The following is a 23,471-nucleotide window of genomic DNA, read 5'->3' as shown; positions in this document are numbered from 1 at the left end:
ACGTTTGAAAAAATAAATCCAATCTATACAAATTGTTATTTACGTTGTTGGAGCTTCAGCTTTAGGTTGACGTGGAGGCAAAGGTCCAAGATATTGAAGGAATTGACATTCAATCCGTCCATTGTATAACTTACGACGTTTGTCTGCTTTACGACCGAAATATTGTTCGAATTGACGAGTCGGGCTGATTACGAATACAGACCAATCTGGTAAATAGATGGTTGCACGTCCTAGATCACGAATCATTTTTTCGACTTCTTTGACTTCACTTAGACGCTCACCATAAGGAGGATTCGTGATAATGCAACCGAATTTTCCTTGAGGTTGTACACGAGCTACAGGCATAACTTTAAATTCGATCTCGTCACCAAGCCCTGCACTTTTCGCACAAGCTTGAGCGATTTCGATTGCTTCAGGGTCTATATCACTACCTACTAATTGCAAAGGAACATCATCTTTGACAGCATCATAGGCTTCATCACGAGCTTGTTCCCACAACTCATCCGGAATAATAGACCAACCTTCAGAAGGGAATGAACGACGTAGACCAGGAGCGATATTCCAGCCAATCATTGCTGCTTCGATCAGCAATGTACCTGAACCACAGAACGGATCATAGAGCGGACGATGAGGGCCCCAGCGACTAAGTAACACCAGTGCAGCCGCTAATGTTTCTTTAAGCGGAGCTTCAGTTGCATGTTTACGATAACCACGTTTGTGAAGAGAAGGACCTGTTGTATCCAACGTCAACAAAGCGATATCATCGTATAAAGAAACATCTAACTTGTATAATGCCCCATCTTCAGGGAACCACTCGGTGTTATACGTTAATTTAAGCTTTTCAACAACCGCTTTTTTAACGATACCTTGACTGGCAGGAACACTGCTTAACTGAGATTTCTGTGAACGACCGGATACAGGAAATTCACCGTCAGCAGGGATAAATTGATCCCATGGTAATGCTTTGGTTCCTTCAAACAATTCATCAAAAGTAGTGGCTTTGAACTCACCCATTTTGATCAATACACGATCAGCTGTACGTAACCAGTAATTGCAACGGCAAATATCAGCAAAGTCACCGCTGAATGTTACACGTCCATTTTCAGTTTTCGTATCATCATAACCGAGTAATTTCAATTCTCTTGCGACTACAGCTTCAAGTCCCATCGGACAAGTCGCTATTAATTTCAAATCTTTCATTTTACAATGTCAACTCCATTTAAACTTGTAGGATAGTTCCGAAAACCATACAATCTAGTATAGGTGAATGAGGCTATACTTACAAACGTTTCTATGCCAATATAAATAAAATAAATAAGCATAATTGTAAGGTATATCGCTATTTTTAAAACGATATTGCGCTTATATACGTGATTGTATAGGATAAGGTACTCCGCACATATTGATTTTAATTTCTATTGTAACAGGTTAACGCCATGTAAAACCAAACAAAAATGATCAACAGACTATAAAATGCTAAATCTTGATCATGATATCCAAAGGAGAAGTAAACATAATGACAGAACACTCGCCTTACAATGCTGAACAATATATGGATGAATTGCTTCAAGAAGATCCATTGTTAATTCAAATTAAACAAACGATTCGTGAAAAAGGAATGCCAGAAGTATCTGTAGCTCCAGGGTATGGACGATTGTTGACGATGTTAGTACAACTATCTCGTGCAGAACAAGTACTTGAGATCGGTGCGCTTGGTGGATACAGCGGTGTCTGTCTGGGTAGAGGCTTAATGTCTACAGGTACAATTACTTCATTAGAATTACAAGCTGATTACGCAGCTCTGGCTCAGCAACATATGACACTTGCTGGTTTGGGAGAGCAGGTTGAATATCGGATTGGTGAAGCAATTCATAGTCTGGAACAATTGAAGCAAGAAGGAAGACAGTTTGATTTCTTTTTTATCGACGCAGATAAAGGAAATTATTTGAATTATTTAGAATATGCAATTACGCTGGCTCGCCCGGGGGCTATTATTGCAGGTGATAATCTTTTACTACGTGGTCGTACATTGAATCCTGATAAAAATGGGCCTGCTGTTCAAGCCGTGCGTGAATTTAACCGTCGTATGGTGACTGATTCTAGATTAACAGGTACTTTATTGCCTGCTTATGACGGTTTAGCATTAGCGATGGTGAAATAGATTAGTATAACGTTATAGTTCATAAGAAAAGAACCCTCTGATTTCTTCAAGACATTCTATAGAAGAGATTCAGAGGGTTCTTGGTGCATCATATAGCGAGATATATTGCGGAATCCCAATCACTTTTTATGATAATCGCTAGGGTTAGACTGGGAAGGGAAAGAAGTATTATGTTTCAATGCGCCTGGCTTCACATATAACTTGGTGCGTACCCATACCATATTGAGTAACAATAAGACCCCAGCCATAATAAATAGCCCTTCAATCCCGATAAATCCAGCTAAGACACCACCCATCACTGCACCTGTCATATTTCCAAGAGCGGTTGTACTGCTGTTAAATCCAAAGGCTCGACTTTCCATACCATCTGGCGTGTAATACCGAATTAATGAGTTCACACTTGGCAATAATCCACCCATACAGATCCCCATCATAAATCGAACAATGATTAACTGCTCTACATTCTGCACAAAAGCTTGCGGAATTAGCATCAGCCCTGCTCCAATTAACGAGAATGTGAGCACCCGATGCGCCCCATATTTATCACTGACTTTTCCCAAAATGGGAGCCATGAGCATATTAGATAATCCGGTGACTGCACTGACAAGCCCTGCCCAAAAGGCAACATTTTCAGCTGTACCATGTAATTTCTGTACATATAGAGGCATTAGCGTCATCGGACTAATCATTGCAAATTGCAGAAGTAGTGTAACTGTAAATAATGCAGGTAATTGTGGGGTTAAGCTTAGTTCGCGGAATCCTGATAATACCGATACTTTAGGCATTTTAGACGCAGCTAAACGGTCGAATTTCTCACGTACAAGGAATAGCGCTAACAATGTCGCCATAAAAATACATGCCCCTGTAATATAGAAAATCGATCGGAATCCAACAGTATCTGCCATAATTCCACCTATTAACGGACCGAGTATACTACCGGCTACCGTTCCCGACTGACTGATTCCCATCGCAAATCCCATTTTTTCTTTGGGAGTACTGCTAGAGATCAATGATATCGAAGCCGGATTGAATCCAGATATGGTTCCGTTTAATAAACGAAGGACTAATAAATGCCACGGTTGAGTTGCGAATCCCATGGCTGTAAATACAATCGCCATCCCGAATCCAGAGCGAAGTAACATGACTTTGCGTCCGTATTGGTCAGACAATTTGCCCCATAGCGGTTGAAACAAAAATGAAGTCACAAAGTTGGCAGCAAAAATAACCCCGGACCAGATCGCTATCCGGTGTTCACCTTGCACACCAATATCTTGCGATAAGTACAACGCTATAAAAGGAATGATCATTGTGGTTCCTGCATTAACCAGAAATTGACCAAACCATAATACGATCAAATTTACTTTCCATGCTTGCATCATGTTTCACTTCCTTAAAAAAGTCCATTCATATAGTATACCATAATTGACTACACTTTTTGAGGGGATAAGGTGATTTGATTGAGTAAAAATCACTTTTTATTGGAGTGGGAGATAGAGAGCTTATGGTGCCAAGCGCTTTATTCATCGGATTGTCATGGGATGTTCATGGTTGGGGAGTTGTTCCTGTACTTGAAAAAGGGCATAATTAGGAAGTGAGATTATTGACAGGAATATTGTTTATTATACAAAAATGACTGATTTTTATTGAACAGCGGAGGCAAAAAGATGACATACAATGATTCCTTTATACGCGCATGTCGAAAACAAGACGTCGATCGTTTGCCTGTCTGGTATATGAGGCAAGCAGGGCGTTATGATCCCGATTATCGCAAAATTAAAGAAAACTATAGTTTGCTCGAAATTTGTTTACAGCCTGAGCTTGCAGCAGAAGTGACCATGATGCCTGTGCACAAGTTAGGTGTGGATGCAGCTATTTTGTATTCAGATATTATGAACCCGGTGGCATCGATCGGAATAGATTTTGATATTGTCAAAGATATTGGACCTGTAATTGCGAATCCGATTCGTAATGCGGCTGATATTGAGCGCTTGCGCCCGATTCAAGTGGAGCAAGATTTGTCTCATATTTTAAAAACAATTCAGATCTTGGATAACGAATTAGAAGTACCTTTGATTACATTTGCAGGTGCGCCATTTACGATTGCAAGTTATTTAATCGAAGGTAGACCTTCCAAAAATTATATTCGTACCAAAACCATGATGTATAACGAACCCCAATTATGGCACGCTTTGATGCGTAAGCTTGGCGATATGGTAGCTACCTATTTGCGGGCTCATGTTCAATACGGCGGTAAAGCATTCCAATTGTTCGATAGTTGGGTAGGTGCATTATCACCGCTTGATTTTAGAACCTATGTATTGCCAACGATTCAATATATTTTTGATCAGCTGAAAGATTTGGATGTACCGAAGATTTATTTCCCGGGAGTGAGTTCAGGTGAATTATTACCAGAACTTCGTCAATTACCTGTTGATGTGATTGGTGTCGATTGGCGTGTATCGCTTGCTGAAGCACGCAGACGCTTAGATCATAAGTATGCAGTACAAGGTAATCTGGACCCTTATTTGCTAACCGGACCGTCTACATTAATTCATCAACAAGCCAAATTGATTATAGACGAAGGGTTACAAGATCCAGGCTACATTTTCAACTTGGGTCATGGTCTATTCCCGGAAGCTTCGATTGATAAGCTCAAAGAATTGACAGATTATGTTCATGAGTATTCAGCAGAAGTGCTTCGTCAACGCATCACTTCAAAGTAATAGATATAGTAGTAATTTAGAATAACGATATGAATTGAAGGAGCGAATAAATAATGAGTAAAAAAATTGGTGTTTTGGTTATGTCTTATGGTACGCCAGCAAGCTTGGACGATGTAGAAGCGTATTACACCCATATTCGCCGCGGTAATCCACCTGGAGCTGAACAATTAAAAGAATTAAAAGATCGTTATGAAGCAATCGTTGGCGGTGTTTTTCCTTTACGTGAAAATACAGATAATCAAGTTCTCGGTATGCAAAATATGCTGAATGAGCATACGAAAGATAGCGATTTGGAATTTGTTTGTTACCAAGGGCTAAAACATGCTTTTCCATTTATCGAAGACGGTGTGGAAAAAATGGCGGCTGATGGGATTACAGAAGCCATCGGTATCGTACTTGCTCCTCATTATTCTACAATGAGCGTAGCTAGTTATATCAAACGTGCGAAAGAAACAGCAGAAAAGCACAACTTACCGATTTCATTTATCGAAAGTTATCATTTGCATCCTAAATTGATCGAAACGTTATCCAATCGTGTAAATGCTAAATTAGAGCTATTCGAAGAAACAGGTGCTACACGTGAGCAAGTTCGTGTATTGTTTAGTGCTCACAGTCTACCTGAACGTATTTTAACAATGGGAGATCCGTATCGTGACCAATTGATGGAGACATCCAAAGCGATTGCAGAACGTGCCAATGTTCCTTCATGGCAGTTCACATGGCAAAGTGCTGGACGTACAGCTGAGCCTTGGTTGGGTCCTGATGTGTTAGATACGATGCAAGAACTAGCGAAAGAGCAAGTGAAATATGTACTGGTAGCACCAATAGGATTCGTATCCGATCATTTAGAAGTATTGTATGATCTGGATATTGAAGCACAAGAATTAGCAACTGAGATTGATATGCGTCTTATGCGTATCGATTCACTAAATACGGATCCATTGTATATGGAAGTACTCGCAGACGAAGTCATTCGTAAATATAAAGAGGTGCATGCATAATGAGCCAATCTACTCGCCGTGTCGTTGTCATAGGCGCAGGGATGACTGGACTCAGTGCGGCTTACTACATGCGCAAGTTTTTACAAGAAGCAGAGATTACAGCACAGATCACGATTGTAGATCAAGACGATCATATCGGTGGTAAAGTGAACACATTACATCGTGACGGATTTGTGATTGAACGTGGCCCGGATTCATTTCTCGCTCGCAAAACAGCGATGGTCGATCTGGCAACCGAGCTGGGGATGGAAGATGAATTAGTCACTACCAATCCAGAAGCAAAAAAAACGTATATCCTTCATGATGGTCAATTGCATCCGATGCCTTCCGGTCTGGTGCTTGGGATTCCTACTGAACTGAGATCCTTTATGGAAAGTGATCTGTTATCGATGGATGGCAAAATTCGTGCATTGGATGATTTTCTTTTACCTGCCAAAATGGACGGCAAAGATGAGTCGTTAGGTGATTTTATCGAACGTCGTCTGGGCAAAGAAGTATTGGAAAATGTAACCGAGCCATTACTTGCAGGAATCTATGCAGGCGATACACGTAAGTTGAGCTTGCAAGCGACATTTCCACAGTTTGGTGTAGTGGAACGTGAATATGGCAGTCTGATCAAAGGAATGAATACAGGAAGCAAACCTGTAGAAACGCACACAGGCACCAAAAAAAGTGCATTTCTAACGTTTCGCAATGGATTGCAAAGTCTGATTAACCGTCTGGGTGAATCATTGTCTACAGCAGATATGCGTTTGAACACAGGTGTAGAGTCTATTCAGCCTCAAGCAGATGGTACGTATATCGTATTGTTAAATGATGGACAACAGGTAGTTGCAGATCATGTAATTGTCACTGTACAGACATTTGCCGCTTCAAAACTATTGAAACCTTTGGTAGATACAAAAGCATTAGATCTAATCAATTATGTATCGGTAGCGAATGTCGTTATGGCTTTTGATCGCAAAGATATTCAGACGGAGTACGATGGTTCTGGATTCCTTGTGCCTCGTAAAGAAGGTCGTACGATTACAGCTTGTACATGGACTTCAACCAAATGGCTTCATACCAGTCCAGATGATCGCGTGTTAATGCGTTTCTATGTCGGACGTTCTGGCGATGAACAAGTGGTGGATGAATCCGATGAGCAGATCAAAGCCAAAGTGTTGCACGATATGCGTGAATTAATGGGTATCGATGCAGAGCCTTTATTTACAGAGATCACACGTCTTCATCATTCGATGCCACAGTATCCTGTAGGACATATGGATAATATTTCTATGTTACGTGCTCAATTAGCAGCGCAATATCCAGGAGTATTAGCACTTGGAGCAGGATATGATGGAGTCGGACTACCTGACTGTATTCGAACAGCCAAAGAAATGGCGATGAGAGAAGCAGAACGTGTTACTTCTTTCTCTAATAGTCATTCATCTTAAAATGATATAAATAAGAATAGCCTTCTGTAATGTAAAGTACTCTGATTACACTCCTAAGTCGCATACATGATGCAATGTTATGGAGATGTCCAAAGAGACTTTACACCGCAGAAGGTTTTTTGCATCCTAGCATCACTTTTGCCGAACAACTAGAACCTGTTATAATAGACAAAGCGTAAAAGTAGGATCAAGCATGAGTATCGTAAGATATCTTCCAATCGTCCTCAGGTATAGTAAAATATTGCAAGCATTAAAGGAGTTCTTTATGTATACGACAAGGTCTCAACAATCCCGTCAGCGTCAGCAAGAAAAAAAGCAGCGTCAAAAGCGGCTCCGTAACTGGATCGTATTTAACACTGTGCTGGTTCTGTCTATTGTTGCACTTGGCGGTTATTATTGGTTGCATGTGAAGCCACAAGAAGTACAGCAAGCCTCTACGTATCCGACAGAATATCCATTAGATCAGGCAACAGCGCCAAATTCGTATGGGAATGACCCTGTAGTGGATGACAATGATCATTCTAATCAGCCAGATGATGAAGAAGAAGCAGATCCGTCTCGTGCTACAACAGAAGCCGATACAGAACATCTAGATCAGACAGCAACCGATTCAGAAGCAATAGATATACCATCCAAAGACTCAACATCAACAGATCAAGCACCAGAAGAGACAACACCAGAGTCGTCTACTGACAAAGTAGAACCTCCCAAGTCTTCTTCAGATTCTTCCGAGTCATCTAATAAAGAACTTAAACCTGCTACCCGTACAGAACCATCCGGTCAGACCGTAACGCTTCATTTTGGTGGGGATGTGATGTTCTCAGGAAAAGTCGGTGAAAAGTTAGCCAAAGCAGGATATGATTATCCTTATCAATATGTAAAAGATTCATTTACTTCGGACGATCTGACCGTTGTTAATTTGGAAACGCCTGTAACAGATTCCAATACAACCGCAGCAGATAAAACGTATGCGTTTAAATCATCGCCTCAAGCGCTCCCGCATATGGCAGACGCAGGTATCGATGCGGTGAATTTAGCGAATAATCATATTTTGGATCAAGGCATCACAGGGCTTACCGATACGATTGCTCAACTGGATCAAAGCGGAATCGCCTATGTAGGGGCTGGTAAAAATAGTGCTCGTGCTTATCAACCTGTGTATTTTGACCGTAAAGGAATCAAAATCGCTCTCTTGGGATTCAGTCGAGTTATTCCAGAAACAAGTTGGAATGCTGGAAAAGATCAGGCAGGAGTAGCGACCACATACGATTCAACCGCTGCTCAGGCGGCGATTCGTGAAGCCAAAAGCAAAGCCGATCTTGTCGTCGTTGTCGCTCACTGGGGTGTAGAACGTTCAGATACACTAGCTGATCATCAGAGTGATCTTGCACATAAATTTGTCGATGCCGGTGCCGATCTGGTTATTGGTGGTCATCCTCATGTGTTGCAAGGATTAGAGCAGTACAAAGGTAAATGGATCGCTTATAGTACAGGTAATTTTATTTTCACTCGTTCACTGGTTGCAAAAACATGGGACACCGGTGTGTTTGAAGCAAAATGCACAGTCGATGGGAATTGCAGTATGCAGGTCATTCCGTACACTGCGGAGTTAGGTCAGCCTGTACCGATGCCATCAGATAAAGCTCAAGCAGTACTCCAACGATTACAGACATTATCTAATCATATTCAATTTGATATCAAAGGAAATGCTATCGCAAATCCAGCCAATTAATAGATCCTAGATTATTTATAACAGAGGAGAATGTATAATGACTGCTATTCAAAACGTATATTGTGTAGGTCGTAACTATCGTCTTCATGCGGAAGAATTAGGAAATGAAGTACCGACTCAACCTATGATTTTTATGAAACCTTCTCATGCGGCTGTACCGTTAGAACAGGCAGAATTGGTTTTACCTACAGACAAAGGTGAGATTCATTATGAAGCAGAGTTAGTGATTCGAATTGGACGCGATTATGCACCTGATCTTTCTGTGGAAGAAATGGTCGATGGATTAGCACTTGGGATCGATTTTACATTACGTGATGTACAAAGTGTTTTGAAGAAAAAAGGGCATCCGTGGACAGCAGCTAAAGGGTTCAAAAACTCTGCACCGTTGACATCTTTTGTTCCATTTCCAGATGCTACAACATGGGCAGAACAACCTTTTGCTTTGCTCAAAAATGATCAGCAAGTTCAGCTAGGCTATACACGTAATATGATCTTTTCACTCGAAACGATTATTGCTCATATTGGAGAAAATTATGGACTTGCAGCAGGTGATATTATTTTCACAGGTACACCTGAAGGTGTTGGACCTGTAGCAGTTGGTGATACTTTCGAATTAATGTATGCGGGCGCTTCTGTAGGTAAGTGCCGGATCGCAGAATAATGTTAGATTGGATCATAGGTGCGGTCTGTGCTGGATTGATTGCTGGACTTGCTTATAAAAAGCAGTGGTTATCCGGTTCAGGCGCATATGCAGCGGCTATTATGGGTACCATTTATTATGGAGCAGGTAATCTACTCTGGTTTGGATTGTTGATCTTATTTTTTATCAGTGGCAGCTTACTCTCCAAAATGAAAGGCGAACGCAAGCGTAAATTAGAGCAAGATTATGCCAAAACGTCACGGCGTGATGCAGGGCAAGTATTTGCTAATGGTGGGCTGGGTATGATTCTGTGCCTCGGACATGCTCTAATACCTCATCCAGCATGGATATACGCTTTTGTAGGCGTGATGGCAACAGTTACCGCAGATACATGGGCAACAGAGTGGGGAAGCCTCAGTCGCAAGCCTCCGCGTTCTGTATTGAATGGTCGTGTATTAGAGGCAGGGGCTTCTGGAGGAGTATCTGTTCGTGGTACATTAGCTGCGGCGATCGGTGCATTATTGATTGGTATTGCAGCATGGGCATTTTCATTATGGTCAGGTGTATCTATAGAATCAAGCAACAATGTAGCTAAAGATGGTATACTTACTATTGGTCTATTGCCACTCGTTGGATTGGTGGGCGGATTAGCTGGTTGTTTTGCGGATTCTTTTTTAGGAGCAACGGTACAGGTGATGTATCAATGTGAAGTCTGCGGTAAAGCTGTGGAAACCAAAGTACACTGTAATCGCCCAACGTCTTATTTGCGTGGATGGCCGTGGATGAGTAATGATCTCGTGAATGGGCTTAGCTCTATTATTGGTGGAGTTGTAGCATTGTTATTTTTATGGGTATAGGAGAGTGCGCTAATGAGCAGCACCACAGGTGAAAAGTTAGAATTAATTTTGGATGCTGCTTACGATCTTTTTGGTTCCAATGGATTTTATGAGACCAAGATTTCAGATATCGCACACCAGGCAGGAATAGCCAAAGGAACGGTTTATTTATATTTTAAAAGCAAAGAAGAACTATTTATGGCTGTTACTCGTCGAGACTGTGAACATTTTCTTGACGGTTTAGATACTAATTTGCAAAATTGTAGTACGATGGCAGAACGATTGCTTGTGATTGCCAAGCATCATTCGATGTATTATTTTGAACGTAAGCATCGCACCAAGTTATTTTTCCGGACACCCAATAACGACCCTGAACTTATGGCGTATATGAAGCAGTTTATGTTGCGATATATGCAAGCGGTAGAGAAAGTACTCACAGAAGGTGGAGTCGCTCAACCCGTATGGTGTGCAGAATCGTATATTGGTATGTTAGACCGGATACGTATGGATATTTTATTCAACCCTGAGTTTCCGATGGAACAACTTCATGAACGGACAGACTTTGTTGCACGTCTATTTCTAGAAGGTTGTCATCATTCGCTGAATACTCAGGATCAAATAGACCGGGATCAGTCCCAAGAAGGTGAGTCACAATGAATATTATGACAGTGGAGTCAATCTCCAAAAGTTACGGCGAAAAAGTACTATTTGAAAATGCTTCATTTGGGATGGAAGATCAAGACAAAATCGGTATCGTTGGTGTCAATGGTACAGGGAAATCAACGTTTCTTAAAGTCATTGCAGGAATGGAAAGTACAGAAAGTGGACGTGTGACTATCAATAATGGATTACGTATTCGTTATTTGGCACAGAATCCACCATATGATCCGGAAGCTACAGTATTGCGTCAAGTATTTGATGGCGGCGGGGAAGAACTTCAAATTGTTGGTGCATATATGAATGTACTGGAACAATTAGAGACTCATCCTGAAGATGAAGCTGTATTAGAACAACTGATTCATTTGAATCAAGAATTGGAACGCTTAGATGCATGGTCACTCGAAAGTGAAGCCAAAAATATTTTGTCCAAATTAGGCATTCATCATTATGATGCTTTGATGGGGACACTATCCGGTGGTCAACGTAAACGGGTAGCTCTTGCGTCTGCACTAATTCAACCGTCTGATTTGTTAATTTTGGATGAGCCTACGAACCATATTGATCATGATTCGATTACTTGGTTAGAACAATTTTTGCAAAAGCGTCGTGGCGCATTGTTAATGATTACGCATGATCGTTATTTCTTGGATCGTGTAGCCAATGTGATGATCGAACTGGATCATGGTAGTCTATATCGTTATGAAGCAAACTATTCACGTTTTCTTGAACTTAAAGCAGACCGTGAAGAACGAGAAGCAGCATCTGAAGATAAGCGTCAAAATCTATTGCGTCGTGAATTAGCATGGATCAGACGTGGAGCCAAAGCTCGTACAACCAAGCAACAAGCACGTATTAACCGTTTTGAGCAGTTGAAAAATGATGGACCAGGTCGTCGCGATGAAGCGATGGACATGTCTGCGATTTCTTCTCGTCTAGGGAAACAAATTGTAGAGTTAGACCATGTGTCATTAACACTTGGTGGTAAAGAGCTGATTCACGATCTGACGTATCATGCTGTTCCTGGAGATCGGATCGGAATTGTAGGTCCCAATGGACGTGGTAAATCGACATTGCTGAATCTGGTATCCGGTCGTCTGGTTGCAAGCGAAGGTAATGTGGTTACAGGACAGACCGTTAAATTTGGCTATTTCACGCAGGAGCATCAAGAAATGGATGAATCAATGCGTGTGATTGAATATATCAAAGATGTAGCAGAAGTCGTAGAAACAGCAGATGGTAGTAAAATCTCTGCTTCGCAAATGCTAGAACGATTCTTATTTACACCTGCATCACAATGGACACCGATCTCCAAATTATCCGGTGGGGAAAAGCGTAGATTGTATTTACTACGTGTACTGATGGGCGCACCTAACGTATTGTTACTGGATGAGCCTACCAATGATTTGGATATTACAACATTAACCGTTTTGGAACAGTATTTAGATGAATTCCCTGGCGTTGTATTCGCTGTTTCGCATGATCGCTACTTCTTGGATCGTACGTGTGATCGTATCTTTGCTTTTGAAGGTGAAGGTCAGGTTAGTATTCATGCAGGAAATTATAGTGATTATGAAGAGCGCATTGCCGATCTTGCCAAAATTGCTAAAGCAGCTAATGCACCTGTTGTTGCACCCAAAGCAGTAGAACCTGCACCTGTAAAAGAAAAAGCACCTGCTCCAGACAAAAATGCTTGGCGCAATAAAGTCAAATTCTCATATAAAGAGCAATTAGAATATGAGCAAATTGATAAAAATATTGCAGATACAGAGCAGAAGTTAGTCGATCTTGCTAGTGATATGGAGAAAGCATTCAGCGACTCTGTAAGACTACAAGAATTGATGGCTGAGCAGACAGCAACTGAAAAGCATTTAGAACATCTGATGGAACGCTGGACGTATCTAACCGAATTGGCTGAAAAGATACAGCAAAGTCAGAATTAATTCCATTCGATCTCCAAAGACTGTTAGGGTATAAGCATCTCAGTGTGATATCAATAAGCATTCTATAAAACAAAAACCTTCTTTCTTATCATTTCTGACGAGAAAGAAGGTTTTTTTGTGTATTATTTTATTTAGTCGTAATATAAGCGCCTAATAATTTGGCGGTATTAATCACAGCATCTGTATGAGTACGTTCCATAGAATGCGAAGCATGTACACCAGGCCCGATGAGAGCTGCACGAATATTGTTGCCTGCACGAAGAGCAGCAGAAGCATCTGAACCATAATGAGGATATACATCTACAGCATAAGCGATCTGCTCCGCTTGAGCCAATTCAATCAATTTGCCTGTCATTGCATAATCATAAGGACCAGAAGAATCTTTGGCACAGATTGATACATCGGTTTCTTTGCAGCTAAGATCGTCTCCGATACAACCCATATCCACAGCGATCATTTCATGAATACCTTCAGGAATATAAGCTGTACCATGACCCACTTCTTCATAATTGGAAATTAGGAATTGAGTGCGATACTGTGGTGTCCATTGATGAGTGTATTGTGATTCTAATAATGCAAACAATGCGGCTACACTTGCTTTATCATCCAAATGACGAGATTTGATATACCCACTTGGTGTAACGACAGGACGAGCATCAAATGAAATATAATCACCAACTTGTATGCCTAGTTGCTGTACATCTTCTTTGGACGATACCAACTCATCAATTCGAACTTCCATATTTTCTTCTTCACGCTTAAGTCCACGTGCTTCATCATATACATGCACAGAAGGTTGAACAGACAGGATAGTACCTGTATACGTTTTGCCACTGCGTGTATGAATCGTGCAGTATTCATTTTCAATACTATTCATACTGAATCCACCTAGAATTGTAAAACGGATTGTTCCTTGCGATTTAATTGCACGTACCATTGCACCAAGTGTATCTACATGTGCACTGAGAGCAATCGTTTTGGAAGCATCTTGGCCGTCTAATGTTAAGATCAGACCGCCTTTTTGATTATATTCGGTCGTAACGCCGAATTTGCCAGCTTCTTCTGCAATACGTGTAATAATATCATGTGTAAATCCAGTCGGGCTTGCCGTAGATAATAATTCTTTGAGCAGCGAAATAGTATATTCTTGATTGATCGTGATTGCCATTATAAAACGTCTCCTTAGTGAGAAAAATTGGTATAAAAATCATTCGTAAATTTATATTTTAAGCATAGTTCACATGAAAAAACCACTTACCTGTTGGCTGAAATCAGACAACAATCGATAAGTGGTTGAGTTCATCTTGATCAGTAAGTAATCTGTTTAGCTTTTCAGCTCTTATTACTTACGGTTTGAAAAAGAAGTTGCAGTCGTATCATTATCAGTATACATCGGCTTGAGTGGATCATTATCTACAGATGATGTAGTTAATGGAGTTCCAGCAACTGGAGCTTGAGCTAACTCAGCTTTCAGTAGTTTGATCTCACGCTGTAAGCGGTACTGACGATAGATACCGTAAAATCCTACAATTAGACCACCTAACAAAGCGCATCCAATAATTAAAAGAATTAAAGGTACTTGTACTACATTAAAATAAAGATTTACCTGCACAGGATTGACATTGATTACCGCAAATACAGCTGTAATTAGCGCAAAGATCAAACCCAAAATAAGCATCCATTGCATTTTCAAAATAATAACCCCCTCAATTTAGCATAAGGCCGAACACATCCTTATCTAATCTATAAAACGCAATCAACCCTATTGTAAACATGTCTTTACAAGTATTAGGTGAATTTTGAAGGGAATGCAAAGTCTAGTTGTAGTTCACCAGCTTCAAATTCTTATTTTGCTAACTCTTCCATTTCTGTAATTAATGCTTCAAATACGCTCATAGCTTCGCGAATAGGAGCAGGAGTAGACATATCAACACCCGCTTTGGCAAGGATGTTAATAGAATAATCACTACCACCGCTTTGTAAGAAACCGGTATAACGATCTACAGCAGATTGACCTTCTTCCAAAATTTGTTTGGAGAAGCTTGTTGCCGCAGAGAAGCCTGTCGCATATTTGTACACATAGAAGCTATTGTAGAAATGCGGGATACGTGCCCATTCCATTTCAATATCCTGATCGACATGCATACCTTCACCATGATATTTCACATTGAGGTCATAGTAGATTTTGGATAGTTCTTGTGGAGTTAAGGACTCACCAGCTTCTGCGCGAGCATGTGTAATCATTTCAAATTCAGCAAACATCGTCTGACGGAAAACAGTTGTGCGGAATTGATCTGCATAATACGTTAACAGATACATTTTTTCTTTAGGATCTGTCGATTTTTTCAAAAGGTAGTCCATCAATAACGCTTCATTAGTCGTCGAAGCGACTTCTGCAAGGAAAATAGTATACTGTGCATCACGATAAGGAAGAGCATTGTCTGAATAATAACTATGCAATGCATGACCCATTTCATGAGCCAGTGTAAACATACTATTCAGATTGTCTTTGTGATTCAGTAGAACGTAAGGATGGACACCATAAGCACCCCAGCTATAAGCCCCTGTACGTTTACCTTCGTTCTCATACACATCGATCCAGCCTTCATTATAGCCTGCTTGAAGCGCTTGTTGATAATCTTCACCGAGTGGTTTGAGACCTTCTGCCACAGTAGCTTTGGCTTCTTCGTACGTGATATCCATTTTGAATTCATCAACGAGTGGCGCAAACAGATCATACATATGCAGTTCATCCACACCAAGCAATTTCTTGCGTAATGCAATATAACGATGCAGTAGAGGAAGACCCTCATGAATCGTATCGATCAAGTTGGTATATACTTCTTTAGGAATATTATCTCCATAAAGAGCTTTTTCCAACACAGATGGATATTTACGTACATTAGCATAGAAAATATTTTTATTAATATTAGCTGTTAAGGTAGCAGCAATTGTATTTTTTTGACGAGCATATGCGCTATAGATCGCTTTGAATGCACGCTCACGTAGTTCACGATTCGGATTTTCCAAAAATTGAATATAACGACCATGTGTAAGTTCCACTTCATTACCATTCTCATCTATAATGTTAGGGAATTTCATATCTGCATTATTCAACATTCCGAAAATAGTCTGTGGTGCTTGAGAAAGATTACCCACTTGTGCGAGCAAAGCTTCTTCTGCTTGTGTCAACACATGTGCTTTCTCACGCTTCATTTCTTGTAATGTAAAGTGATAAGGAGCAAGAACAGGAGAAGCAAGCAATTCATCCAACTTCTCATCAGACAGACCCAAGATTTCAGGTGTGATAAAGGAAAGGGCTTGACCAAGTTCTACGCCTAATTTTTTAACTTTTTGCGATAATGCCTGATATGTAGGATTGGTGGTATCTTCATCCTGATGCATATGAGCATACGCATATAATTGTTCGACTTGTAGACCGATACGATCTTCGAGCTCAAAAGCCGATTTGACCGCTTCAGGAGTGTTGAGTTTACCTTGTAATTGAATCGCTTCAGGTAATTCTTGTTTTACTTTGTCATAGGCTTGATCCCAAGCTTGTTGATCTGCGAACAGATCGGATAAATTCCAGCAATTTTCCTGTGACACTTCTGACCGTTTAAGTACTTGCTGCATAAATAAATCCTCCTCTTGAGCGATGATATGATAGATAGTTAATAGATCTACATCAAGCTATATTATGTGTTAGGGTTAACGGCAACCAAAAATCCGTAGATCATTAAGAAGAACGCAACCAGTAACATGACAATAGCAAAAATAGCAAGCCAGCGCTTTAAAGGCGCTGGAATGGTTTCCTTATAAGCAATCAGTACAAACCCTTGCAAAAAAGCAAGAATAATAAATATGACAATCGCTGTATAATTCATTGGAAAGGGTTATACCTCCCGAAAAGCATTCATAATTTCTTCCCATTCCGCTTCTGTTTCAAAGCGTTCTTTAGGAAAACGATCGCTTGCCCATTGCATCAAAGCAGGACGGCTCAAGAAATCATGCGTTTCTTCGCCCCATTCATCAGAGATCTCTCTCAAAACGATTTTGCGTCCTTGAACTTCAATAGTCATCATGTTCCAATTGTCTTTTTTATAAATCGTGTGTTTTTTTATCATTTTAGTATTCTACTCCCTGTCCGTTTGCTAAAATCATACCCTTTGCCTTCATTAATTGCAAATCATATCCCTTGTTTTATTTGCTATTTAAGAACAGGTGCGTTATACTATGGTTATGCGTCATATATGGCGATATTCTAGGAGGTTTTTTGAATGAAAGGTACAGTTAAATGGTTTAATGCAGAAAAAGGTTTCGGATTTATTGAGGTTGAAGGTGGAGAAGACGTATTCGTACATTTCTCAGCTATTCAAAGTGATGGTTTCAAATCGTTAGATGAAGGTCAAGCGGTAGAATTCGACATTACTGAAGGTAACCGTGGTCCTCAAGCAGCTAACGTAATTAAATTATAAGACCGATATCTGCTTAGCAGATCACTTATATATTGAATATTCGTTTGAATGTTCATCCATATGTTAGTAAAAGCGTAAGTTCTCTTGATTCATTTTAAGAGACTTGCGCTTTTTTATATGTCTATATATATGTAATCTATACTCTAAATAAAAACCCTGTACCTATTCTAGGCATTCCTAGAGCAGTACAGGGTTTTGTGTAACACATCAACTATGGTAATAAGGATATCTGATTATCATTTATGGATATCTGGCAATCTTAATTATTTACTTGAAGTCCAGAACGTCGTCCTGTACGACGAATAACCAGTGTAATGATAGCTAACTCAGCAGCAAGTCCGATCGACTGAGCAAGTGCCCCGATTACACCATTCCATGCAGGGAAGATAAAAAGTAAGATTATTAGCACGATAAATGTACATATAGCATTCGCCATCTGTGAACGAAACATTGCTTTGGTTTGTCCACGCAAAAGAATCAGTCCATTCGAATAATCTAACCATGGCATAACTAACGCGTACAACACAAAAGCTCGTAAAGTATACAGACTTTGTGTTAATAATTCACCGTTCACGTTCATAATATGTCCTAGCACCCAATAACTCATAGGCGTATAAGCGATAATAGCTAGCAAAGTGACCGGAATAAATCCAGTTAACAATCCAAAGCGGCGTACTTTTTTGGGATCGATATGATAGAAATTCAATACAATCTGATGAATATACGTAAAAAAGCTAAGCATTAATTGTAACAGACTGCTAGCAATTGCAAAGGAAGAAATCGCTAAAGCAATACCTTCTGTTTTACCAAGAACAACATTGATAGCAGGGCCAATCAACATCGCAACAAAAGATGAAAAAAGAAGCGGTTTGTAAAATTTGAATACATCTGCACGCGTTTCTACCGGATGATCGGCAAGTTTTTCAGGCATCTTTTTAGCGATATTTCGTCCTTCGCTATAGCTGACAGCTGCTTCGATAATCATACCTGTCAGAAATAAGATGGCTCCGATCGTACCACTTGTAATCTGATGATAATAAATAAAGTAAAGAGATAACGAGTACATACCTGCTAAACGGAATACCATGCCAATCGTTAACCATTTGGTACGATTATTGGTAATAATAATGCCTTGATAAATATTGCGAATCACTGAAAAGATACTTACAAACATTAAGATTGCATACACATTAATCACTAATGGAACCATCGAATCTTTGATTCCGAATAAAGTACTGAATATCCATTTTCCTATAGGCGTATAGACAATCAGTATGCCAATGGCTAATACAAAGGCTAGAAAAATCCATGTCACTTTGAGCAAAGCTTTGAACGAAAGTCGATCTCGCACAAGCGCAGAACAGGTCTGCCGCAATAAGGTAGACGGTCTTTCTGTAATCGTCACTAGACTCATCGCTAACGCATAGCTAGCAATCACCACTTCAGCATCAACAGCAAATGCCAGCGTACGATTAATAATGACATGTGAAATAGTGACTAATGAGGCTGAAATCCCAAGAGGGATAAAAAATGAAAACAACCGCCTCCATGAGAGCGGTTCTGGTGTGGACATATGTAATCGTCTCCCTTTGTTCTATAAAAATTATCGTTAGTATATCATAATGATCTCTAAGAGAGCGTGATCTAACCAACAAAAAGTTACATTTTTTTAAAATTGTATCTATTTGTGCAAGTTTATTACTGCTGATTATAGGTATAGAGCAGGGTGTGGAAAGTCAAAACAAAAAGTGGTGTTTTTAATCCGATTTCCAACATTGAATATCCTTTTTGTATTCTATTCAAAGACCATAGAGAAAATAAGAAATATATGTCCTTGAAATGAAGAAAAAAAGAAAGAAAACCCATATGTGGCGCGGTGTGATAAATTCAATTGTACGTTGTGAGCACTCTGAATATAATGTATGATAATACTGATAGGTTCAACAGACAACTATGTGGAGGAAGCCCATTGAATGATATGATGAAAGTCCGTTATCCGTTTCCGCGTAATGCTGTTTCTTTGATGAGACGCGTATACAAACACGGAATACCGGAAGTCCGTAAAGAGTTTGCTCGCTGGCGTGAACAGGCGAATTTGATACCTGATGCTGAACTACGATATCAAGCACTTGATAGTCTAGGTAACAAGCAATTTCACTGTGATGGTGGATCAGTATATGCCGTAGCGAATATGGCTCAATTTCATAACTTGCTACCTTTAATTGTAGCGTTTCAGACGATTTGTGATTATGCAGATAATCTATCTGATCGTCCTCAATGTACAAATGTTGAAGATTTCCGTTTACTCCATCAGGCTTTGCTTGATGCGATTGTTCCAGGCGTAGAACCCAAAAACTATTATGAATTTAATAGTGAAAGTGAAGTTGGTTATATGTCTACACTGGTAAAAGCTTGCCAGGGATATATTAGTGAACTTCCAGATTATGATATTGTATATCCTTATTTGCGTGATCTGGTTGAATTATATTGTGGTTTACAGACATACAAACATATCGCTCCTGAACTACGACAAGCCACATTGATGGAATGGTGGTCTGAGCATAAGCACCGTACACCTCAGTTATACTGGCATGAATTTGCTGCTGCAACAGGTTCTACTTTGGGCATATTTATGATGTTTTTGGCAGCAAGTGGTCTACCGGGTATGAATGATGCGGCAGCTAAGCAAGCGCATGCTGCTTATTTTCCAAATGTATGTTGTCTTCATATTATGCTGGACTATGTGATTGATCAGGAAGAAGATCAGCATTCAGGCGATCTTAATTTTTGCGATTATTATGATCCGTCTATTAAGGTCATTGATCGTATTGAGAAGATCGTTGATTGGGCGCGCGCAGATGTACAACAACTTCCGGGTGCTTCATTCCATCTTATGATTGTTGAAGGTCTAGTCGCACTATACTTAACAGACCCCAAGGTCAAGACACAACGAGAAGTGCGTGCTATCTCTAAACGGCTATTGCGAAAAGGTCCTCCTATGCGAGCCTTTTTTATCATTAATAGTCAAGTGATTCGCAAGTATCTGTAAACATAATGAACAAGGGGGCAATTTGAAATGTCAGCAGTAAAAAAAATTGCAGTACTAACCAGTGGAGGAGACTCCCAAGGAATGAACGCAGCGGTTCGTGCCGTTGTGCGTAGTGCTCTTTATTTTGGTCTTGAAGTATGTGGAGTTCAACGTGGATATCAAGGTTTGTTAAACGAAGATATTTTCCCGATGGATCTACGTAGTGTAGGCGATATTATCCAACGTGGGGGAACGGTTCTTCAATCAGCACGTTGTAAAGAATTCATGACACTTGAAGGTCAACAAAAAGGTGCTGATATTCTTCGCAAACACGGTATTGATGGATTAGTCGTTATCGGTGGAGATGGATCTTACCAAGGTGCAAACAAATTAAGTAAATTAGGTATTAAAACCATGGCATTGCCAGGTACAATCGATAACGATATTTCGTATACAGATACAACGATTGGTTTTGATACAGCAGTAGGTATTGTTGTAGATGCAGTTAACAAATTGCGTGATACCATGTCTTCTCATGAACGTGTATCTATTGTAGAAGTTATGGGTCGTCATTGCGGCGATATTGCTCTTCATTCTGGTCTAGCTTCTGGTGCAGAGACTATTCTTGTTCCTGAAGTATCGTATGATCTTAAAGAAGTTGCAGATCGTATGCATCACAACTTTGCTTGTGGTAAACGTCATAGTATTGTTATCGTAGCTGAAGGTGCAGGTCGTGGCGAAGATATCGCAGAACAACTGCATATCCACTATCCTAACTTGGAACCTCGTGTAACTGTACTTGGACATATTCAGCGCGGTGGAACACCAACGCCTCGTGACCGTAATCTAGCAAGTCGTTTGGGTGATTTTGCAGTACGTAAGTTAATTGAAGGTGAATCCGACAAAGCTTGTGGCGTGATCAAAGGCGAAATCGTATTGACGGATATTGATAAAGTTGTAAATAGCAAAAAAGAGTTTGACCACGAAACATACGAGTTAGCACTTCGCTTATCTCAATAATTTAAGCCAGTCCTAAAACGGATAAATGTTTTAATCATCAACTTTAAAAAGCGGGCTAAATCTTACGTAATCTTCGGATTGCTAATATTTGCACGCTTTTTATTTTACCAAAAATTACTTTTAGATATCACTTTTGTAAAAAATATGAGAAGAAATGGTAAAATTTTTGAATTAAAGATTAGAAGTAACGGGTAAATTATTGTACTATAAGGGAGTAAGTCATTTATATCTTAACTCCGTAGGAACTGGAGAGACCAACTAGAAGGGGGCTACCATACATTGACGAGAGAAAAAGGAGCAAAAGGAAAGGAGAGCCGTTTACGTTTGCTACACGCTGCTGCTAAACAATTTGCTGTACATGGTTTTCATGAAACGAAAGTCAGTGCTATTGTTGCAGAAGCCAAGCTTTCACAACCCGCATTTTATTTGTACTTTGAAAGTAAAGATGCTGTGTTTGAAGAGCTAGTTAAGCTTTTCCATGCTAGACTCACTACAGTCATCAATGAAAGTCGTCTTCCTGAAATACATTCAACTGATGGGGTACTGCACCAATTATGTCATACGTTGACCTCAATGTTTGACTATTTTTATGCGAACCCGTATTTAACACGAATTGGATTTCATTTGGCACCACAATCGCAAAATATGAAGCAAGAATTGGTTCAATGGGTTGAGCAGATGTTATCGGGTGAACAACGTTCTGGACAATTTAAGTCTGAATTTCGGATGAATATGGTCTCAGAATGTTTGGTAGGTACAATCGAACGGATTGTATTTACACAACTTCTTCCTGGCAAAGTTGCACCAGAACAATTAGCGCTTGATATTGTAAATTTATATGTATCTGGAATTGGTATGAAACAAAGCAAAGTGTAGATGATAGCGCTAGGAGGTTCATTTTCATATGATTACTGTCGGTTTGACGGGTTGGGGAGATCATGATTCTCTCTATCTTACCAAAGAAGCAAATAAGAACAAATTACCCACTTATAGCTCATTATTCCGCACCGTAGAGGTAGATAGTTCCTTTTATGCGATCCAATCCCGGCGGAATATGGAAAAGTGGACTGAAGAGACACCTGGTTCTTTTCGTTTTCTTGTCAAAGCTTTTCAAGGTATGACAGGGCATTCACGGGGTAAAATTCCTTTTGATAGTGAAGCAGAGATGTTTGAAGCTTTTCGCTTATCGATCAGTACAATGGATCAGGCAGGTAAATTGATGGCTGCTCTATTTCAATTTCCACCCTGGTTCGATTGTAATCGAGAAAATGTAAAGACTCTTCGGCATATTCGTGAACTTATGGGAGATTACCCGTGTGCACTCGAATTTCGCCATCAAAGTTGGTACACGCCTGAAATGCGAGATAAAACGATCCAATTTATGCGTAAAGAGAACTGGATTCATAGCATCTGCGATGAACCGCAAGCTGGAATCGGCTCTGTTCCAATTGTTGAAGAAGTGACCGATCGTCAGTTAACAGTGGTTCGTATGCATGGCCGTAATGAATCAGGCTGGAATTCATCAGGACAACCGAACTGGCGAGAAGTACGTTATCTGTACCGCTACAATGAAGCAGAATTACAAGAATGGGCACAACGTCTACAGCGATTGGAACAGCAATCCGAAGAAGTTTGTGTGATTTTCAATAATAATTCAGGCGGAGATGCAGCAGATAATGCTCGGCAATTGATGGCGATGTTAGGACAAGAAGTACCAACGATTCCAGAAGAAAAGAAAGTCGATATGGAACAGATTGACCTTTTCGACTGGAGTGGACAAGAATAAATAAAAAGCGGCATTTTCCTTGGATAGGAG

The 23,471-nt window shown here is 40.1% G+C and carries 22 protein-coding genes; 14 read left to right on the top strand and 8 right to left on the bottom strand.

Annotation, left to right across the window (positions count from 1 at the left end):
• Positions 1–39: 39 nt before the first annotated feature.
• Complete coding sequence (locus RCP16_RS11175) at positions 40–1,200, bottom strand: THUMP domain-containing class I SAM-dependent RNA methyltransferase (protein ID WP_308640267.1); 1,161 nt, start codon at positions 1,198–1,200, stop codon at positions 40–42.
• Between the two features lie 316 nt (positions 1,201–1,516).
• On the opposite strand from RCP16_RS11175, the gene RCP16_RS11170 reads away from it, so the two are divergent.
• Positions 1,517–2,161: an O-methyltransferase gene (locus tag RCP16_RS11170; protein WP_308640266.1), complete on the top strand. Its 645-nt coding sequence runs from the start codon at positions 1,517–1,519 to the stop codon at positions 2,159–2,161.
• A 119-nt stretch (positions 2,162–2,280) separates the two neighbouring features.
• Here the strand turns inward: RCP16_RS11170 and RCP16_RS11165 are convergent, their stop codons facing one another.
• A complete protein-coding gene (locus tag RCP16_RS11165) occupies positions 2,281–3,537 on the bottom strand; it encodes an MFS transporter (RefSeq protein WP_308642477.1) in 1,257 nt (418 codons plus the stop codon).
• 288 nt (positions 3,538–3,825) lie between these two features.
• Between RCP16_RS11165 and hemE the strand changes: the two genes are divergently transcribed.
• The 8 genes from hemE to RCP16_RS11125 all read left to right on the top strand — a co-directional run bounded on the left by hemE (position 3,826) and on the right by RCP16_RS11125 (position 13,129).
• A complete protein-coding gene (gene hemE / locus RCP16_RS11160) occupies positions 3,826–4,884 on the top strand; it encodes a uroporphyrinogen decarboxylase (protein WP_069327052.1) in 1,059 nt (352 codons plus the stop codon).
• Between the two features lie 53 nt (positions 4,885–4,937).
• Positions 4,938–5,885: a ferrochelatase gene (hemH, locus tag RCP16_RS11155; protein WP_308640265.1), complete on the top strand. Its 948-nt coding sequence runs from the start codon at positions 4,938–4,940 to the stop codon at positions 5,883–5,885.
• Positions 5,885–7,321 carry a protoporphyrinogen oxidase gene (gene hemG / locus RCP16_RS11150; protein ID WP_308642423.1) on the top strand — a complete coding sequence of 479 codons (1,437 nt, stop codon included), beginning with the start codon at positions 5,885–5,887 and terminating at the stop codon, positions 7,319–7,321. The genes hemH and hemG overlap by 1 nt, the downstream gene beginning before the upstream one ends.
• Positions 7,322–7,586: 265 nt before the next feature.
• The gene (locus tag RCP16_RS11145) at positions 7,587–9,053 is read left to right on the top strand and encodes a CapA family protein (RefSeq protein WP_308642422.1); all 1,467 of its coding nucleotides are present in this window, start codon (positions 7,587–7,589) and stop codon (positions 9,051–9,053) included.
• Positions 9,054–9,087: 34 nt separating this feature from the next.
• Positions 9,088–9,714 (top strand): fumarylacetoacetate hydrolase family protein, encoded by a 627-nt coding sequence (locus RCP16_RS11140; protein WP_308642476.1) that lies wholly within the window; start codon positions 9,088–9,090, stop codon positions 9,712–9,714.
• On the top strand, positions 9,714–10,550 hold the full coding sequence (locus tag RCP16_RS11135; RefSeq protein WP_137222418.1) for a DUF92 domain-containing protein: 837 nt from the start codon (positions 9,714–9,716) through the stop codon (positions 10,548–10,550). Before RCP16_RS11140 ends, RCP16_RS11135 begins: the two co-directional genes overlap by 1 nt.
• A 12-nt stretch (positions 10,551–10,562) precedes the next feature.
• Positions 10,563–11,186 (top strand): TetR/AcrR family transcriptional regulator, encoded by a 624-nt coding sequence (locus RCP16_RS11130; protein ID WP_069327058.1) that lies wholly within the window; start codon positions 10,563–10,565, stop codon positions 11,184–11,186.
• Positions 11,183–13,129, top strand: a complete 1,947-nt coding sequence (locus RCP16_RS11125; protein WP_069327059.1) for an ABC-F family ATP-binding cassette domain-containing protein — start codon at positions 11,183–11,185, stop codon at positions 13,127–13,129. Before RCP16_RS11130 ends, RCP16_RS11125 begins: the two co-directional genes overlap by 4 nt.
• A gap of 127 nt (positions 13,130–13,256) precedes the next feature.
• Here the strand turns inward: RCP16_RS11125 and RCP16_RS11120 are convergent, their stop codons facing one another.
• From RCP16_RS11120 to RCP16_RS11100, 5 genes are all read right to left on the bottom strand, one after another.
• Positions 13,257–14,297: a M42 family metallopeptidase gene (locus RCP16_RS11120; RefSeq protein ID WP_308642421.1), complete on the bottom strand. Its 1,041-nt coding sequence runs from the start codon at positions 14,295–14,297 to the stop codon at positions 13,257–13,259.
• 174 nt (positions 14,298–14,471) lie between these two features.
• Positions 14,472–14,822, bottom strand: coding sequence for a LapA family protein (locus RCP16_RS11115; RefSeq protein ID WP_175425146.1), 351 nt, complete (start codon positions 14,820–14,822; stop codon positions 14,472–14,474).
• Between the two features lie 152 nt (positions 14,823–14,974).
• Positions 14,975–16,765 carry an oligoendopeptidase F gene (gene pepF, locus RCP16_RS11110; RefSeq protein ID WP_069327061.1) on the bottom strand — a complete coding sequence of 597 codons (1,791 nt, stop codon included), beginning with the start codon at positions 16,763–16,765 and terminating at the stop codon, positions 14,975–14,977.
• A gap of 62 nt (positions 16,766–16,827) precedes the next feature.
• Complete coding sequence (locus RCP16_RS11105) at positions 16,828–17,016, bottom strand: hypothetical protein (protein WP_069327062.1); 189 nt, start codon at positions 17,014–17,016, stop codon at positions 16,828–16,830.
• A 9-nt stretch (positions 17,017–17,025) separates the two neighbouring features.
• On the bottom strand, positions 17,026–17,256 hold the full coding sequence (locus RCP16_RS11100; protein ID WP_069327063.1) for a hypothetical protein: 231 nt from the start codon (positions 17,254–17,256) through the stop codon (positions 17,026–17,028).
• Positions 17,257–17,409: 153 nt separating this feature from the next.
• On the opposite strand from RCP16_RS11100, the gene RCP16_RS11095 reads away from it, so the two are divergent.
• Positions 17,410–17,607 (top strand): cold shock domain-containing protein, encoded by a 198-nt coding sequence (locus RCP16_RS11095; RefSeq protein ID WP_069327064.1) that lies wholly within the window; start codon positions 17,410–17,412, stop codon positions 17,605–17,607.
• 259 nt (positions 17,608–17,866) lie between these two features.
• Here the strand turns inward: RCP16_RS11095 and RCP16_RS11090 are convergent, their stop codons facing one another.
• A complete protein-coding gene (locus RCP16_RS11090) occupies positions 17,867–19,180 on the bottom strand; it encodes a multi antimicrobial extrusion protein MatE (RefSeq protein WP_273593624.1) in 1,314 nt (437 codons plus the stop codon).
• 405 nt (positions 19,181–19,585) lie between these two features.
• Between RCP16_RS11090 and RCP16_RS11085 the strand changes: the two genes are divergently transcribed.
• From RCP16_RS11085 to RCP16_RS11070, 4 genes are all read left to right on the top strand, one after another.
• Entirely contained in the window at positions 19,586–20,656 is a 1,071-nt protein-coding gene (locus tag RCP16_RS11085) for a tetraprenyl-beta-curcumene synthase family protein (RefSeq protein ID WP_371748230.1), read from the top strand.
• 27 nt (positions 20,657–20,683) lie between these two features.
• Positions 20,684–21,655 carry a 6-phosphofructokinase gene (pfkA, locus tag RCP16_RS11080; protein ID WP_069327067.1) on the top strand — a complete coding sequence of 324 codons (972 nt, stop codon included), beginning with the start codon at positions 20,684–20,686 and terminating at the stop codon, positions 21,653–21,655.
• A gap of 279 nt (positions 21,656–21,934) precedes the next feature.
• Positions 21,935–22,531, top strand: a complete 597-nt coding sequence (locus RCP16_RS11075; RefSeq protein WP_069327068.1) for a TetR/AcrR family transcriptional regulator — start codon at positions 21,935–21,937, stop codon at positions 22,529–22,531.
• A 28-nt stretch (positions 22,532–22,559) separates the two neighbouring features.
• On the top strand, positions 22,560–23,441 hold the full coding sequence (locus RCP16_RS11070) for a DUF72 domain-containing protein (protein WP_069327069.1): 882 nt from the start codon (positions 22,560–22,562) through the stop codon (positions 23,439–23,441).
• Positions 23,442–23,471 lie beyond the last annotated feature (30 nt).

Origin of the sequence: Paenibacillus nuruki (assembly GCF_963311185.1) — a bacterium.
Taxonomy (GTDB): Bacteria; Bacillota; Bacilli; order Paenibacillales; family Paenibacillaceae; genus Saccharibacillus; species Saccharibacillus nuruki.
Note: the sequence above shows the minus strand (reverse complement) of the source record. Positions and strands in the feature narration are given on the sequence as shown.

Bases quoted from the DNA above. Each gene is read 5' to 3' on its own strand.
- RCP16_RS11145 (WP_308642422.1), top strand. From the start codon at position 7,587: ATGTATACGACAAGGTCTCAACAATCCCGTCAGCGTCAGCAAGAAAAA.
- RCP16_RS11120 (WP_308642421.1), bottom strand. From the start codon at position 14,297: ATGGCAATCACGATCAATCAAGAATATACTATTTCGCTGCTCAAAGAA.
- RCP16_RS11130 (WP_069327058.1), top strand. From the start codon at position 10,563: ATGAGCAGCACCACAGGTGAAAAGTTAGAATTAATTTTGGATGCTGCT.
- RCP16_RS11090 (WP_273593624.1), bottom strand. From the start codon at position 19,180: ATGTCCACACCAGAACCGCTCTCATGGAGGCGGTTGTTTTCATTTTTT.
- hemH (WP_308640265.1), top strand. From the start codon at position 4,938: ATGAGTAAAAAAATTGGTGTTTTGGTTATGTCTTATGGTACGCCAGCA.
- RCP16_RS11135 (WP_137222418.1), top strand. From the start codon at position 9,714: ATGTTAGATTGGATCATAGGTGCGGTCTGTGCTGGATTGATTGCTGGA.
- RCP16_RS11095 (WP_069327064.1), top strand. From the start codon at position 17,410: ATGAAAGGTACAGTTAAATGGTTTAATGCAGAAAAAGGTTTCGGATTT.
- RCP16_RS11165 (WP_308642477.1), bottom strand. From the start codon at position 3,537: ATGCAAGCATGGAAAGTAAATTTGATCGTATTATGGTTTGGTCAATTT.
- pfkA (WP_069327067.1), top strand. From the start codon at position 20,684: ATGTCAGCAGTAAAAAAAATTGCAGTACTAACCAGTGGAGGAGACTCC.
- RCP16_RS11175 (WP_308640267.1), bottom strand. From the start codon at position 1,200: ATGAAAGATTTGAAATTAATAGCGACTTGTCCGATGGGACTTGAAGCT.
- RCP16_RS11085 (WP_371748230.1), top strand. From the start codon at position 19,586: ATGATGAAAGTCCGTTATCCGTTTCCGCGTAATGCTGTTTCTTTGATG.
- hemE (WP_069327052.1), top strand. From the start codon at position 3,826: ATGACATACAATGATTCCTTTATACGCGCATGTCGAAAACAAGACGTC.
- hemG (WP_308642423.1), top strand. From the start codon at position 5,885: ATGAGCCAATCTACTCGCCGTGTCGTTGTCATAGGCGCAGGGATGACT.
- RCP16_RS11070 (WP_069327069.1), top strand. From the start codon at position 22,560: ATGATTACTGTCGGTTTGACGGGTTGGGGAGATCATGATTCTCTCTAT.
- RCP16_RS11125 (WP_069327059.1), top strand. From the start codon at position 11,183: ATGAATATTATGACAGTGGAGTCAATCTCCAAAAGTTACGGCGAAAAA.
- RCP16_RS11170 (WP_308640266.1), top strand. From the start codon at position 1,517: ATGACAGAACACTCGCCTTACAATGCTGAACAATATATGGATGAATTG.
- RCP16_RS11100 (WP_069327063.1), bottom strand. From the start codon at position 17,256: ATGATAAAAAAACACACGATTTATAAAAAAGACAATTGGAACATGATG.
- RCP16_RS11105 (WP_069327062.1), bottom strand. From the start codon at position 17,016: ATGAATTATACAGCGATTGTCATATTTATTATTCTTGCTTTTTTGCAA.
- pepF (WP_069327061.1), bottom strand. From the start codon at position 16,765: ATGCAGCAAGTACTTAAACGGTCAGAAGTGTCACAGGAAAATTGCTGG.